The sequence below is a fragment of the Pseudomonas oplopanacis genome, from assembly GCF_057128725.1.
The window spans coordinates 60,556-74,722 of record NZ_JBSKHV010000014.1; the positions used below are offsets into that span (position 1 = coordinate 60,556).

At 62.2% G+C, this 14,167-nt stretch carries 12 protein-coding genes; 3 read left to right on the plus strand and 9 right to left on the minus strand.

The features are described from left to right. Positions 1–10: 10 nt before the first annotated feature. The 9 genes from ACWKV5_RS23750 to ACWKV5_RS23790 all read right to left on the minus strand — a co-directional run bounded on the left by ACWKV5_RS23750 (position 11) and on the right by ACWKV5_RS23790 (position 8,642). The gene (locus tag ACWKV5_RS23750; RefSeq protein WP_027924789.1) at positions 11–676 is read right to left on the minus strand and encodes an amino acid ABC transporter permease; all 666 of its coding nucleotides are present in this window, start codon (positions 674–676) and stop codon (positions 11–13) included. Next, the gene (gene lhpI / locus ACWKV5_RS23755) at positions 669–2,444 is read right to left on the minus strand and encodes a cis-3-hydroxy-L-proline dehydratase (RefSeq protein WP_483843233.1); all 1,776 of its coding nucleotides are present in this window, start codon (positions 2,442–2,444) and stop codon (positions 669–671) included. The genes ACWKV5_RS23750 and lhpI overlap by 8 nt, the downstream gene beginning before the upstream one ends. A gap of 10 nt (positions 2,445–2,454) precedes the next feature. Then, positions 2,455–3,273, minus strand: a complete 819-nt coding sequence (locus tag ACWKV5_RS23760) for an ABC transporter substrate-binding protein (RefSeq protein ID WP_483843234.1) — start codon at positions 3,271–3,273, stop codon at positions 2,455–2,457. Positions 3,274–3,505: 232 nt separating this feature from the next. After that, entirely contained in the window at positions 3,506–4,255 is a 750-nt protein-coding gene (locus tag ACWKV5_RS23765; RefSeq protein ID WP_483843235.1) for a PAS domain-containing protein, read from the minus strand. Between the two features lie 74 nt (positions 4,256–4,329). Beyond that, the gene (locus ACWKV5_RS23770; RefSeq protein ID WP_483843236.1) at positions 4,330–5,586 is read right to left on the minus strand and encodes an FAD-dependent oxidoreductase; all 1,257 of its coding nucleotides are present in this window, start codon (positions 5,584–5,586) and stop codon (positions 4,330–4,332) included. Next, entirely contained in the window at positions 5,583–5,819 is a 237-nt protein-coding gene (locus ACWKV5_RS23775; protein ID WP_483843237.1) for a (2Fe-2S)-binding protein, read from the minus strand. The genes ACWKV5_RS23770 and ACWKV5_RS23775 overlap by 4 nt, the downstream gene beginning before the upstream one ends. Next, positions 5,812–6,927, minus strand: a complete 1,116-nt coding sequence (locus tag ACWKV5_RS23780) for an NAD(P)/FAD-dependent oxidoreductase (protein ID WP_483843238.1) — start codon at positions 6,925–6,927, stop codon at positions 5,812–5,814. Before ACWKV5_RS23780 ends, ACWKV5_RS23775 begins: the two co-directional genes overlap by 8 nt. Then, a complete protein-coding gene (locus ACWKV5_RS23785; RefSeq protein ID WP_483843239.1) occupies positions 6,924–7,856 on the minus strand; it encodes a 4-hydroxyproline epimerase in 933 nt (310 codons plus the stop codon). The genes ACWKV5_RS23780 and ACWKV5_RS23785 overlap by 4 nt, the downstream gene beginning before the upstream one ends. 114 nt (positions 7,857–7,970) lie before the next feature. Continuing rightward, positions 7,971–8,642, minus strand: coding sequence for a GntR family transcriptional regulator (locus tag ACWKV5_RS23790; protein ID WP_027924781.1), 672 nt, complete (start codon positions 8,640–8,642; stop codon positions 7,971–7,973). A 425-nt stretch (positions 8,643–9,067) separates the two neighbouring features. Here ACWKV5_RS23790 and ACWKV5_RS23795 point away from each other — a divergent pair, with 425 nt between their 5' ends. From ACWKV5_RS23795 to ACWKV5_RS23805, 3 genes are all read left to right on the plus strand, one after another. Continuing rightward, positions 9,068–9,427 carry a DUF6124 family protein gene (locus tag ACWKV5_RS23795; protein ID WP_483843240.1) on the plus strand — a complete coding sequence of 120 codons (360 nt, stop codon included), beginning with the start codon at positions 9,068–9,070 and terminating at the stop codon, positions 9,425–9,427. Between the two features lie 203 nt (positions 9,428–9,630). Beyond that, a complete protein-coding gene (locus ACWKV5_RS23800) occupies positions 9,631–10,065 on the plus strand; it encodes a GFA family protein (protein WP_483843241.1) in 435 nt (144 codons plus the stop codon). 213 nt (positions 10,066–10,278) lie between these two features. Next, positions 10,279–14,106 (plus strand): autotransporter outer membrane beta-barrel domain-containing protein, encoded by a 3,828-nt coding sequence (locus tag ACWKV5_RS23805; RefSeq protein WP_483843242.1) that lies wholly within the window; start codon positions 10,279–10,281, stop codon positions 14,104–14,106. Positions 14,107–14,167 lie beyond the last annotated feature (61 nt).

Here is a 14,167-nt window from a genome sequence, read left to right on the forward strand (position 1 = left end):
GGACAGCTCCTCAGTAACGGAACAACCGCCAGGCCATCAGCCGGGCCGTCGCGACGATCGTCTTGGCAATCGCGTAATACAGCACCGCCGCAATCGCGAAGTACTCGAAGGTGCGGAACGTTTTGACGTTGTAGTCCTGGGTCACCCCGGTCAGGTCATTGTTCAGCCCGACGATCACCCCCAGCGACGTCATCAGCACCGCCCAGACCATTTGGTTGGTCAGCGGGTAGAAGACGATGCGCAGCAACTGCGGGACGATGATCATGCGGTAGGTCTGAAAGGCGCTCATGCCCAGTGACCGCGCGGCACGCACCTGGGTTTGGGGCACAGCCTTGAGCCCGCCGCGAAAGTTTTCCGCGAGGTAGCCGGCGTTGTTGAACGTGATCCCGGCCAGCAGCGCGAGCCACGAGCTGACGTGCATCCCGAGCGAGCCGAGGCCGAAGTACAGGATGTAAATCTGGAACAGCGACGGCGTGTTGCGGGCAATCGACACCCAGCCGTTGCCGATGCCGCGCAGCAGCGGCTGTTTGCTTTCGCGCATGACCGTCAGGGCCAGTGCGATCAGGACGCCGAAGATCATCGACAGGGCCGCGGTCTCGAAGGTGACCACGGCGCCGGCGAGCATGTCCGGCAAGGCGCGCAGGGCAGAGCGCCATTGGAAGGTGTAGTCAAACATGCGCAGGGCTCTCCAGTTGGGCGGCGGGTTGCAGCCAGGCCGGCAGACGTCCGCTGGCGATGGCGTTGCACGCGGTATCGACACACTCGGCAAGGCTGGCGAAATGCACCTTGCGGCCCACCAGGCCCGGTGCGTAGTGGGCGTATTTGCCGGAGTTGGTCATCAGCGTGGTGGCGGCGGGTGGAATTACTGGCTCGCCGAGCATGCACCAGCAGGTGTCGGTGACCAGCGTGGCGCCGAAGGCCTCGATCACCGCGATATGCCCGGCCTCGCGCGCCTGCTCCAGCACTGCACGGCCGCAGGTGATGGCGAGTACGACGCTCGGGTGTTTGTGCCGACCCCGGCACAGCTTCGCCAGATGCGCGAATTCGCTGAGGGAAAAATGCGGGTTGCCCAGCGACACCACATCCACGCGGTGATCGCGGGCACTGTTAAGCTCGCGCCAACTCACCAGCAGGTCTTTCAGACGGATTTTTTCCACGGGTAGTTCGACATTCGGTTCCACCACATTGGCCGGATCAATCGCTTCCGGTGTGACCCCGGCGATATGAAACAGCGGCGCCGCCGAAGTGGTGGCAAACGCGGCGCCGAACGCTTTGAGATCGTCCAGGGTCGGCTTGCGATTTTCCAGGCCCAGCACCAGCGGCACGCGGCTGCCGGCCAGCGCGCCGATGTGATAACCGAGCAACGGGTAGAACGCGTCGTCCAGTTCACCGAGTGCCGGCAACTCGATCTGCAACCGGGCCTTGCGTTGCGCGTCCAGGTGGCAGCCGATCAGCGGGGCACGGCCAGTGAGGGCGATGCAGATGTCGAGGTAGTCCGGGTACTTCAGGGTGCGGGCGCCGAGCACGCTGTTGGCGTAGACCACGGCATTGGATTCGGCCCAGACAATCTGCTCGCCGGCCTTGGGCGCACTGTCGAGCAGGTAGGGCGCGCAGGTGTAGCTCAGTTGTGCGCCCATCGCCATATAAGCATCGCCCAAGGCACTGGCCGGCTCGCCGAGGGCCGGGTCGATGCCCAATTCGCGCCAGCGACGCTGGTCCACGGAAATCGAATTGAGGGTGGTCGGCACCCGCACTTTGGCCCCCCATTCCACCAACTGCTGGGCAAAGCGCAGGCTTGCAGGTCCGGTGTAGATGCAGCCATCAATGTGCGCCTGGGTGACATCCACCAGGCTTCGCGCCCCTTGCACCTCGGCCATGCGCAGAACGATGTGCATGGCCATTTGCGCGGCTTGACCGTGCTGGCCGTCGAGCAGCGCCTGATCAAACCCGGTGAGTTCGATTGAAGCGCGGCTGTTGGTGGGCAAGGGTTTGTCGAGTGCCTGCCAGGCATCGCCGGGCAGGTTTTCGAACAGGTTCAGCGTGTCGCCATCCACTCTGGCGAAAGCGTGATCGCGCAACGTCGCGAAGGCCTCCCGGCCGATGCAGAGCACCGGCAGGGAACGGGCAAAAATGGTCTGCGCGACCAGCACGCCCAGGGTCAGGATCTCATCCGGCTCGGCCAGCACCAGTGCCGCCGGTGCATGGCCGTTGCTGATCAGTTCCATCAACACGCTGCTGCCGGTGCACGAACCGCGTCCGCTGGGAATCGCCAGCACACACCTCGACAGGAATTCGCCGCTGAGCGGGTGGTGGCGATCGATGACCTCGCCACTGGCGGAATCAACGCCGCCCCAGAAACTCAACCCGACATCGGCGAACAACAGGGCACCTTGAGCGGCGCCCGCGACCAGGCTACGACCGGTCAGAGAAACAGACCCAGGCATGCCGGACACCTTAGTAGTAGACCTGTGGCACGGTCAGGTTGGCCGGCGAGATATCGGTGCCGACCCATTTGACGAACAGCTCCTTGTAACGGCCGGTGCGCACCTGTTGGTTGACGAACAGGTTGAGGTAGTTGAGCAGGCCATACTCGCTGCGCTTGGCGCCGAGCGACACGTAGTCGATCACGTACGGCGCGTTGCCGGCGACTTTGAGGTTTTTGTATTTCCCCGATTTGAGGGTGGCGGCAGCGACGGTGTTGGTGACCACGGTGGCGTCGATGTGGCCCTGGGCGACGGCCAGCAACGTGTCGTTCTGCGACTGGTAGGCGCGGAAGCTGCCGGTGCCCCAATTCTTCACGTCTTTCTCAAGGGCAATGGCCTCATAGGTGCCGCTGGTATTACCCACCGGTTTGCCCTTGAGGTCGTCGAAGCCATTGATGCCGGTATCGTCGCGGGTCAGCACCACCATCTGGAAGGCGAAGTAGGGCACGGTCAGCCCGACAGTCTTGGCCCGTTCGAGGGTGTCGGAGGTGGAGGCGACAATCACGTCGGCCCGCCCGGAGACCAGCGCCGGAATGCGGTCCGGGAACGGCGTCTCGACCACTTCAGCCTCGACCCCGAGGATCTTCGCCAGGTCGCGGCAATAGTCCACATCGAAACCGGCCGGGTTGTTACCGGCATCGCGGAAACCCATCGGTGGGAAGTCCAGGGTCACGGCGCAGCGCAGCTTGCCCGAACCGATGATGTCGTCGAGCTTGTCCGCCTGGGCGCTGGCGACAAAGGAGGTACTGAGAACAGCGCTGAGGGCTACGGCAAATGCGGGGTTTTTCATAGAGGCCTCGTTCGTGTGAAGTGCTGTTGAAATATCGTATTAAGGATTTCGTATACGATATTAACAATAGCAATCAACGTGCCGATTTCCAGTCAGCACCGTGAATTTAGCGTCAGCCCTTGAAGTAGAAGGTTTGCCGTGGCGCGACACCGCGCTGGCGACCTGCGTGCCGGTGTTACAGATGGGAGCAATGGTGGTGCGGGCGCCCCTTTAGGGAACACCGGTGACGGGTTTAACGCTGATTATCGCGGTACTGACTCGGCGACAAACTGGTCAGTGCACGGAACTGCCGACTGAACGCACTGTGGTCGGTGTAACCGCAGCGCAGGGCGATTTCGGTGATGGGCAAATCGGTGCTCAACAGCAGGCGCGAACCTTCTTCCAGGCGTGCCTTGTGAATCATCTGCCGCGGTGTGAGCTGGAACACCCGTTTGCAGTGACGCTCCAGTTGCGCGACGGAATAGCCGCCAATCGCCGTCAATTCAGAGAGGCTGATGGGCCGCGCAAAGTGGCTACGGATATGCGCATCCACGGCGGCGAGCTTCAGGTACGCCGGGTGAGTGGACTGCGGCGTTGGCAAATCCCGGGAGATGCCGGCGAGGCCGACGATGTGACCCTGTTCGTCGTGAAGGGCCAGTTTGTGGGTCAGGCACCAGATCGGCTGGTTGCCGAAATACAGGTGCAGTTCCAGTTGGTCGGTGAGCATCCGGCCGCTGGATAACACCCGTCGATCCTGCTCGGTGTACAGCGGCCCGAAGTTTTCCGGGAACACCCTGTCGGCGGTGAGCCCGAGCAATTGATCGCTGCGTTTAAAACCGCAACGCCGCGCCAGCGTCTGGTTGACGAAGGCGTAACGGGCGTCGCGATCCTTGATGAAAAACACCACGTCCGACAGGGTATCGAGCAGCGGCGCGATCGGCTGAAGATTGCTTAACAGCGTCGGCAGGTCGCAGGGTTTGAACGTGGTGAGTGAGGGGTACATAGCGCTGGGAGGTCCGAGGGCGACCTGCGGATCATAGAGGCTCGGCCTCACGACCGAAACCCCAGCCATGCTCATCACGCGGGCGGCGTGTCGTCCAGGCACATCAACGTCTCGATCCGCGCCGGGCTGTACGGTGGGCGCGACGCCGAGGGTTGCCAGCCAAACAAGTGCTCAACCGCTGCGCCGCACACGCGCCCCTGACAGGCGCCCATGCCACAACGGCTGGCGAGCTTGGCCGAGCGCCAGTCGCTGTGTTCGCTCAGCGCGGCGTAGGGCACGTCTTCACAGCGACAGACCAGAGTGTCGGGGCGGGCCAGGGACTTCAGTCGCGGGTCGAGGGCGAAGGCCTGATTCAGTGCGTTGGCGAAACCCTGCCAGCGTGCCCGGCGTGGCCACCATTCGCGGGCCTGTTCAACTTCACCCACGGCGCTGTGCCCGGCAATCGCACCTTCGGCCAGGGCCAACTCACTACCGCCGAATCCGGTGCATTCGCCCGCCGCGTAATGATCGGCGCGGTTACTGGCCTGCCACACATCCACCGCCAACGCTTGCCCTTCAATGGCGTAACCCAGTGCCTGACCCAATTGGATGTTCGGGATCAGACCGAACCCACAGGCCAGTCGATCACATCCCAGCTCGACGATTTTGCCTTGCTGTTGCAGGCGCACGCCTTCGAGTCGGTCAGTGCCAAACGCAGCCAGCACATGTGTGCCTGCCCGGTAATGCCGGTTGAACAGGCTGAACGATTGCAGCCATTTCGCCGGCCAGCGTGGCAATTGCGCGGCGAAACCGGCGACCGACGTTAACGAAGCTTGCTCGGCGATGCGCAGCACCAATGCGCCGTGTTTTGTGGCGGTCGCCGCACTGGCCAATAACAGTGGCCCGCTTCCGGCGATCACCACACGCTCATCGCGCACAGACAGTCCGGATTTGATCAGAGCCTGCAAACCCCCGGCCCCGGTCACCCCAGGCAATGTCCAGCCGGGAAAGGGCAGCAGCAACTCGCGGGCACCGGTGCACAGGATCAATTTGTCATAGCTGATCAACCAGCCGTTTTCGTCGTCTTCGACCAGCAGTTGCTTCGGGCCCGGATTGGCGATCACCCGCGTGCCGCTGTGATGGCGGATATTGCCGTGGGACTGCAAGCGTTCGCGTAGCTGACGGGCCTGAGCGGGGAGGCTGGCTTGAGGGCCGTCGCGCCAGATTTGCCCGCCCGCCAACGGATTGTCGTCGAGCATGACAATGCGTGCGCCACTGGGGGCCGCAGCCAGTGCGGCGGCCATACCGGCGGGGCCGGCACCGATGATCAACAGGTCGGCGTATTCGTTCATGGCTGTGTCTCCACCCGCATGCCGTCACGGCACAGGGTCTGGCAGGCGAGGCGACGGCGACCGTCGATGGTCACCCGGCATTCCTGGCAAATGCCCATGCCGCACAGCGGTGCGCGGCGTTGTCCGCTGACCGAAGTGCGGCTGCAACCGTTGCCGCCCAGCGCCAGGGCGGCGGCGACGCTGGTGCCGTCGGCGACCTTCAGGGCCTGTCCGTCGAGCATCAATTCAGGCATACACAGGTTCTCCGAGGAAACGCTGGGGCAGATAGGGTTGCGCGGCCAGTGGCGGGGTTTCGTTGAACAGTTGCGCGACCAGCAAATCCGCGGTGCCGGGCGCAGTAGTTACCCCCAGTCCTTCATGCCCGACCGCCAGCCACAAGCCCTGACGTTGCGGGTGCTGACCCACCAGCGGCAAACCGTCAGGGCTGGCGGCACGAAACCCGGTCCACGCGCGAATGCCATTCAGTTGGGCCAACCCCGGCATGTAGCCGGCCGCACGCTTGAGCATCTTCGCGAGCATCCAGCCTTCGACCTCCGGGTCGGTCGTGCCGAATTGCCGCGAGGCGCCGATGAACAATTGCCCGGTCGGACGCGGTTGAATATTGCAGGCCACCGACGGGCCTTTGGCGTTGTGGGCGCTGGTGACGTAACCCAGTTCCACCAGCGTGTGAGTGACCGTGGCGGGGTAGCGGTCGGTGATCAGCAAGTGGCCTTTTTTCGGCTCGATGGGCAACTCGGGGCACAGTTGATTGGCCTGAGTGCCGTTGGCCAGCACTACCGCGTCAGCACTCAACCAGTGGCCGTCATCGAGGCGTACCCGATGGCCATCGACTTCCGCGACGTGGGCCCGGCGCTGTCGGATGTTCGCTGTTTCGAGCATCCAGTTGGCCGTGGCGGGCGCGTACAGAATGCCGTCACCCTTGATCAGCAGTCCGCCTTCAAGCCCCTCGGCCAGCTCTGGCTCTCGCTGGCGCAAGGCACTGGCACCGATCAGTTCGCAGGCGATTCCCTGAGCTTGCAGGTTCAGATATTTGCTCTGGGCCACCGCCATTTCCTCGGCGTTGGCGGCGAGCCAGAGCGTACCGTTGTTGCGGTAAGCGCAGCCGTCAGGCAAATCCGGCCCGAACTCGCGCCAGCGTTGCAGGGAGTAATCACTCAGGGCCAGTTCGGCCGGGTTGTCGTCGAGCACCAGCAAATGGCCCATGCCCGCCGCCGTCGCGTTGTGCAGGCCGGCGTCGAGCACCAGCACCTGCAGACCGCGACGCGCCAGCGCCTGGGCGCACGCCGCGCCGATGATGCCGGCGCCGATAACGATTACATCGGCCACACGCCCCTCAATCATGGGCGAATGCCCCAGGCGAACGGGTCGTCCTGTTCGATGATCAGCCGCGCTTCGGCACTGATAAACGCGCGGCCGCGAATGGTCGGGATGATGCGCTCACCTTGCCATTCGAAGGAGCCTTCGAATTCGCTGCCAATCACACTGGCCTGACGCCAGATCTGCCCTGGCTGCAATTTGTCGTCCGCCGCCATGCACGCCAGTTTGGCGCTGGTGCCGGTGCCGCACGGTGAACGGTCGTAGGCTTTGCCGGGGCAGAGTACGAAGTTGCGGCTGTCGGCGTGGTCGTCATCGGCGAACAGTTCGACATGATCGATCAGGCCACCGTCTTCACCGCGAATACCCTGGGTGTCCAGCGCTTGCTGCACCGCGTAGGTGTAGGCGGTCAGCGTCTCAAGGTTGTCACCGGCTACCCGCAGGCCGTGATCGGCGATCAGGAAAAACCAGTTTCCGCCCCAGGCGACATCACCGGTCACCTGACCGATCCCCGGCACCTGCAATGTCAGGTCCTTGCGATAACGATAAGCGGGAACATTACGCACGCTGACCGAATGATCCTCATGCAGGGTGGCCTGGACCGTGCCCACCGGCGTCTCGATGCTGTGCACGCCAGGCCCGATCTTGCCCATGTGCGCGAGCGACGCCACCAGGCCAATCGTGCCGTGGCCGCACATGCCCAGGTAACCGCTGTTGTTGAAAAAAATCACCCCGGCACAGGCGCTCGGGTCAACCGGTTCGCAGAGCAGGGCACCCACCAACACATCACTGCCGCGTGGTTCGAGCACACATGCCGCACGCCATTGGTCATGCTCTTCAGCGAGGATTTTGCGCCGTTCAGCCATGCTGCCGCGGCCCAGATCAGGAAAACCGGCGGTCACCAGACGCGTCGGTTCGCCGCCGGTGTGGGAGTCGATGACGGAGATGCTTTTCATGGGAGGGCCACGTCCATTCGGTTGAGTGAACGCTAGAGTGGCCCGTGCGGTTGGGTGTCGGCTTGATGGATTTAACCGGTGCCGATGACGAAATCGGCACAGTGTACGCAGCGATCAGTGTGCGTGGGGCAGGTGTTCGAAGAGGGTTTTGCAGACCCCGGCAATGTGCTCGTCCAGCAGCTTCACCGCCAGGTCTACATCCCCGGCACGGCAGGCCGCGAGGATCTCGCGGTGTTCGTGATCGGCGCGCTCCTTGCCGGCGGACAGGCTCATCTGCATGCGCAGGTAGCGCTCCAGTTTGTCGTTGACCGAACGAATCAGACTCACCAGAAATGGCCGCTGCGCCGGCTCATACAGGCAGGAATGCAACTCCCAGTTGAGCTCGGCCCAGCGCCCGACGTCGTCTTCGCCGATGAACTCCTGGCAGATACGCTCGGCACGGGCGAAGGTCTCTTCGGTCATGTTGGGAATGGCCAGGCGCAACACCTTGTCTTCCAGAAGCATGCGCACTTCGAACATCTGCGCCAGTTCCGCATCGGAAATCCGCGTGACCATCGCCCCGCGATTGCGCTGGAACATCACCAGCCCTTCGGCCTCCAGCCGCTTGAGCGCCTCGCGCACCGGGATTTTGCTGACGTTGAACTGTCGGGCAATGTCGTCCTGGCGAATCGGTTCATCCTCGGCAAAATGCCCGGCGACGATCGCATCCCGCAGATGGCGGGTGATGATTTCCGAGGTCGAAGGCGTATTGCCAAGGTCGGGAGCGTTGAGTTTGGGTAGGTTCACGTCGGCAGATCGTTTGGAGTGAGGTAGGGCTAGGGTATACGAAATCCTTTGGCTGATCGCTCGTTTAAACAAGAAAAATCGTCTGCGTTTAAATGACGCTTTCCGTTACTACCCGGAGGCTACAACGCCTTGCGCCATCGCCTACGGGTAAGACAGAATCGGCCGGCTTGTTTGCTTTAACCCTAGCCTCTATCGTTTTCCTGCCACTGCCCATCAGTGGCCGGGTTTAGTCGCCCGGGGTTAAAAGTAAGGTGCATTAGCTCTGTCAGTCTGGCATTCCCATGCCTGCACTTGATGGCGGTTGTGCGCAGGGCGCCTTTGGGCGCGCCGGCTTTGCTAGCTTCCCCGGTCGACTAACCTGCGTACAGCTGCCTCCCTCTCGTTTAGTCGCAAGAGGGTTGGCGCCCAATTAGAGAAGCGAGCATATGTTCAAAGTAACGCCCAACCCACCGGACACCGATCCAGTGTCCCCGTACGAACCCGATTCAAAAAAACTCAACGAAGCCGCCGAACGCGCCCTCGAGTTCCACTTCCCGTCGAACGCCGATATCAAAGCCAAACCGCGAACCCGCAGCACCCTGTTTTCCGTGGACCCGCAAGCCAGCGCCGAAACCCTGGGCGTATTTTTGGTCGAAACCCTGGCCTCGATCGACGTGATGGTCCATCACTTGGTGGATCATCTGGAAGGGGAGGCACGCTACGCTTTGCTGGGCATCTCAAACAGCATCATGGTGGCCGAGATCACGGCAAACGGCGTGCTGGATAAAATAGAACCACCTGTCTAAACGCAGCCCTGTAGCGAGGGAGCTGTTGTGGCGAGGGAGCTTGTCGGAACGCCGCATCGCCCCGCTGGGGCGCGAAGCGGCCCCAAAAAATGGGCCTGCTGCGCAGTCCAGCGGGAGCAAGCTCCCTCGCCACAGGGGGGTGTTCTGTCTAATGGAATCACCGCTTGAAAACACCGATGAATCGATCTTCAAAGGAGATACACATGACATCAGGACAATGTCTTTGCGGCACCGTACGCTTTTCCCTGGCCGTCGAACCACGATTCTTCTACCGCTGCCATTGCACCCTGTGCCGCAAGCAAACCGGGGTCGGCCATAACCTCGCCACACTGGTCAACGCGCGCGACTTTCAATGGGAAGTAGGACACGACGCGATCACCCGTTGGCGCAAACCCAGCGGTTACAGAAATGACTTCTGCTCGCACTGCGGCTCGACCGTGCCCAACCCTCTACGCGAAACGCCTTACTTCTGGATTCCGCTTGGACTTCTCGATGGCGAATTGAACATGGAGTGTATTGGAGATTTCTGCACCGAAGACGCCATGTCATGGGATGAACATCGCTCGGAAAAAAGTCATCCCGCCGCCCCGGATTCACTTGGGTTTCTTCTGGATGAGCTTCAGGTCAACGATGATTGATTCTGCGCTCGGTCGGCATAGGGATTAGCCGATTATTGCCTGTCAGGAAGTTCTCCAGTCGACCTACACCTCATGAAGGCCTTCATCAGGTGGTCACTGCTTTCCATTTTTCCCAATCTGCGAATTACGAACTAAGGTCTATAGCTGTAATCGCCAAGCCATAACTACTTGGCTGGAAAAGTATCCGGTGAGAGTTAAAACACGGAGGTTTTGATGAAAAGCGCTCGCGACCATTTTCGGGTCGGGTTTGCCCCGCATTTCAAACGTAGCGCCTTGTTGGTTGCTATGGCCAATGTCCTGACACTGGCGGATGCTCAGGCCGCGTGTGGGCCGCTAGCCGCCGGTGCTTACAATGTATCTGATGCCTGTACGCCTGCTGCCGGTGTCGATGCGTCGATCACTACTCAATCGGGCACGACCATCACAACCACTGCCGGCTCCTCGGTACTCAGTCGAGGCAACAATGCCAATTCAACGGTGATCCTCAGTGGCACCACCATCAACAGCACGCCGCCGACGGCTGCAAACGCCGTGTTCTCGAATGTGATCGGTGCCGGCGCAGGCAGTGCCGTGCTGACCGTCGATGGCGGCACCAACACGGTCAACATTGGCGGCAGCGGGCTTGATGCGCTGGCGATCACCCATGCCAGCAGTGGGCTGTCGACGTTTTCGGTGACCTCGGGCACCACGCTGAACATCCTCAACACCGTGGTGGGCAACGAACACGACGGGATCGATGTGAGTGCCAATGGCGGCGGCGGGATCAATGTCACGCATGATGGCAACGGCCAGATCACCTTGCTCGGCGGCAACGGCATCTGGACCAAAGCCACCGGCAGCGGCGACACCAGCGTCAGCGTCGGTGCCGGGGTCAGCATCCTGGTCAACAACGACGATGCGCTGTCCGCCGGCCTGCCGATCATCGACGATACTTTGCCGACCGCCGGCATCGGCAACCACGCCGGCGTCCACACCCGCGCGGTCAATGGCAACACCACTCTGGTGAACGCCGCGACGGTCCAGGCCATCGGCATGAACGCCTTCGGCCTCTTCACCGAAGGCGGCGCCGGCAATACCCGGTTGAGCAACAGCGGGACGATCAGCACCAGTGGCCTCAACGGGTTTGGTATTCGTTCCTTTTCCTCCGTTGGCAGCATCGACATCGTCAACAACGGCGCGATCACCACCACTGGCGGCGCCGCGCACGGTATCTATGCCAACGATAACGTCGGAGCCACGGGCTCGATCAGCATCGAGAACAATGCTGCCATCAATGTCGGCGACGCGGCCAACCCTGCCGGCTCGCGGGCGATCTACATCATCAAGCGCGGCACCGGGGATGCGACGGTCACCGGCAGCGGCAATCTCACCGTGCTCGGCGGGCTGAACACCACACGCGCCTATGGCATCATCGTCAGCTCCGAAAACAACAATGTGCTTATCGACTACTCCGGCAATATCTTCGCCAGCGGTTTTGGCGCGGGTGGCATTCGGGTCGACTCGACGGGCGGGAATGTCCGGGTCGACTATTCCGGCAACCGTATCGAAACGCTCCACAGCAATGCCAACGGGATTTATGCCTCGACCCAATCACCGACTGGCACCGTGGACGTCAACGCCGGCGGCACGATCATCACGCACTCGAATGCCGGGTCGGGCGACGGCAGTGGCATCGGCTCCTTTGGCATACAGGCACTGACTTTGGGTGGGAATGTGGGTGTTGCGTTCACCGGTCCGTTGATTGACGTCAATGGCCAGGGCGCGGCGATTCTGGCGGGCAATGCGTTCAACTCCGGTACCGGGACAGGCACCCTGAACGTCAGCAACAGCGGTCAACTGATCGCTCGCGGCGATCAGCAGCGCGGCATCCGCACCTTGTCCGTCAGTGGCCAGCAGACCCTCGTCAACACCGGGTCGATCCAGACGCTCGGTGCCAGCAACAGTCAGGGGATTCTCGCTGAAGCATCCGGCCCGGCCAGTCTTTCGGTCAGCAACAGCGGCGCGATTAGCACCAGAGGCACGGGGTCGTCGGCGATCGATGCATTGACCGTGGGCGGCGCGGTCAGCGTCAACAACAGCGCGACCCTTCAAGGTGGTCGGGCAGACAGCAGCGGCGTGATCCTTGGCGGTGCCACCCAGACGTTGAACAACTCGGGTGTGATCGGCGCGCTCAGCGATTCCGCAGTGCGTGCGGATGCGACCACGCCCGGGACGAATTTCACCCTCAATAACACGGGGCAGATGACCGGCTCGGTCAACGCCGTCAGTGCCGCCAGTACCGTCAGCAACAGCGGCACCTGGATCTTGCGCAGTTTCGCCGACAGCACCGGCAGCGGCACCCGGGATACCTGGGGCGTTGCCACCAGCAACCTCGGGTCGTCGGGCAGCAACAACATCGACAACAACGGCGTGATTCGTCTGGCGACGCAGCCGGCCACAGGCATCACCGGTTTCAGTGCCAGCGGTGCCTATCTGCCACTGGGCCAAACGGCTAACACGCCGACGCTGGGCGGTCCGGTGCAGGGGCAGATACTCGGCGTGAACCGCTTCACCCACAGCGGCACCCTGGACCTTGCGGCCGGCAGCAACACCGTGGGCAATGTCCTGCTGATCAGCGGCGCGACCACCGCCGGCACCGATGGCGGCGGCGTGTTCGTGTCCAATGGCGGCAGCCTGCTGCTCAACACCACGCTCAACGGCGGTGGCGCCAACAGTCGCTCCGACATGCTCGTGGTGGACTCGACCACGACCGGCAGCGGCGGTGCCACGGGTGTCGCTGTGCGCAATATTGGCGGGCTGGGTGAACTGACCGAGGGCAACGGCATTGCGGTGGTTGAGTTGCTGAACAAATCAGACGGCGCGAGCGACCCGAATGCCTTCCGCCTGGCCCGCCGTGCGGTGGCCGGGCCGTATGAATATCGTCTGCAACAAGGCGCCGATGATGGCAGCGCCAAGGACACCTGGTTCCTGCGTTCGGACGCCCTGGTGCCGGATGAGCCCCCTGGTCCTGATCCCGATCCAACCCCTGCGCATGTGCCCAACTTCCGTCCTGAAGTCTCCCTGTATGGCGCAGTTCCGGCGCTGGCGCTGGTCTACGGCAGGACCATGGTCGACACCCTGCACGAGCGGGTCGGCGAAGAGCGCCTCAATGCCAGTGATCCTTTGCCCAAGGAGGACGAGTCCACTCTGGCCCCGTCCATGGGTTGGGGAAGGGTCATCTACCGCAGCGGCAAACAGGATGGCGATGGAAAAAACGCCTTGGGCAACACGCCCGAGTACAACTACGACCTGACCGCCTTTCAGGTCGGCACCGACCTCTACCGCAAGGTCAGAACCGATGGCAGTCATGAACAGGCCGGTATATCGCTGTCGGCCGGCACCATCGACGCCGGCGTCAGCCACTACACCCGCCGTCCCGCCGGTGACGACACCTTGCGCGCTTATGGCGTGGGCGCGTACTGGACGCACTTCGGCCCGTCGGGCTGGTATCTGGACGGCGTGTTGCAGGTCAACCACTTCGACATCGAGGCCAAGCCCAACGACCTGGACAAACTGAAAACCCGCGGTTGGGGCTACACCGCCTCGCTGGAAAACGGCTATCCGTACGAGTTCGACAAAGACTGGTACGTCGAACCGCAGTTGCAAGCGATCTACAGCTACGTCGATCTGGACAGCAGCGATGATGTCGGCGCCAACATCCGTTTCAAAGACGTGGATTCGCTGATCGGCCGGCTCGGCGTACGCATCGCCAAGGATTGGGATACCGAGGGTGTCGACAAGAGTGAACGACGCACCAACGCGTGGGTTCGCCCGAGTGTCTGGCATGAGTTCAAAGGACAACCGAAGACCGAGTTTTCCTCCGAGTCGGGTTACGTCCCGTTCGAGGCAGACATTCAGGGCACGTGGGGTGAGGTGAATCTGGGGGTGGATTATCAGGCCAACCGACGCACCACGTTCACCGCCTCGGCGGGTTATCGCCAGGGGTTCGACGGTGATAGCCATGGGTATGACGCGATGCTTGGGTTCAAAATCAACTTCTAAAATCAGGGCGGCAATCTGCGCGATTGAGGATCTGCCGCCAATCCTTCCCTCCGAACGTTCC

Excerpts from the sequence above, each read along its gene's own strand:
- ACWKV5_RS23750 (WP_027924789.1), bottom strand. The coding sequence starts at position 676 with ATGTTTGACTACACCTTCCAATGGCGCTCTGCCCTGCGCGCCTTGCCG.
- lhpI (WP_483843233.1), bottom strand. The coding sequence starts at position 2,444 with ATGCCTGGGTCTGTTTCTCTGACCGGTCGTAGCCTGGTCGCGGGCGCC.
- ACWKV5_RS23760 (WP_483843234.1), bottom strand. The coding sequence starts at position 3,273 with ATGAAAAACCCCGCATTTGCCGTAGCCCTCAGCGCTGTTCTCAGTACC.
- ACWKV5_RS23765 (WP_483843235.1), bottom strand. The coding sequence starts at position 4,255 with ATGTACCCCTCACTCACCACGTTCAAACCCTGCGACCTGCCGACGCTG.
- ACWKV5_RS23770 (WP_483843236.1), bottom strand. The coding sequence starts at position 5,586 with ATGAACGAATACGCCGACCTGTTGATCATCGGTGCCGGCCCCGCCGGT.
- ACWKV5_RS23775 (WP_483843237.1), bottom strand. The coding sequence starts at position 5,819 with ATGCCTGAATTGATGCTCGACGGACAGGCCCTGAAGGTCGCCGACGGC.
- ACWKV5_RS23780 (WP_483843238.1), bottom strand. The coding sequence starts at position 6,927 with ATGATTGAGGGGCGTGTGGCCGATGTAATCGTTATCGGCGCCGGCATC.
- ACWKV5_RS23785 (WP_483843239.1), bottom strand. The coding sequence starts at position 7,856 with ATGAAAAGCATCTCCGTCATCGACTCCCACACCGGCGGCGAACCGACG.
- ACWKV5_RS23795 (WP_483843240.1), top strand. The coding sequence starts at position 9,068 with ATGTTCAAAGTAACGCCCAACCCACCGGACACCGATCCAGTGTCCCCG.
- ACWKV5_RS23800 (WP_483843241.1), top strand. The coding sequence starts at position 9,631 with ATGACATCAGGACAATGTCTTTGCGGCACCGTACGCTTTTCCCTGGCC.
- ACWKV5_RS23805 (WP_483843242.1), top strand. The coding sequence starts at position 10,279 with ATGAAAAGCGCTCGCGACCATTTTCGGGTCGGGTTTGCCCCGCATTTC.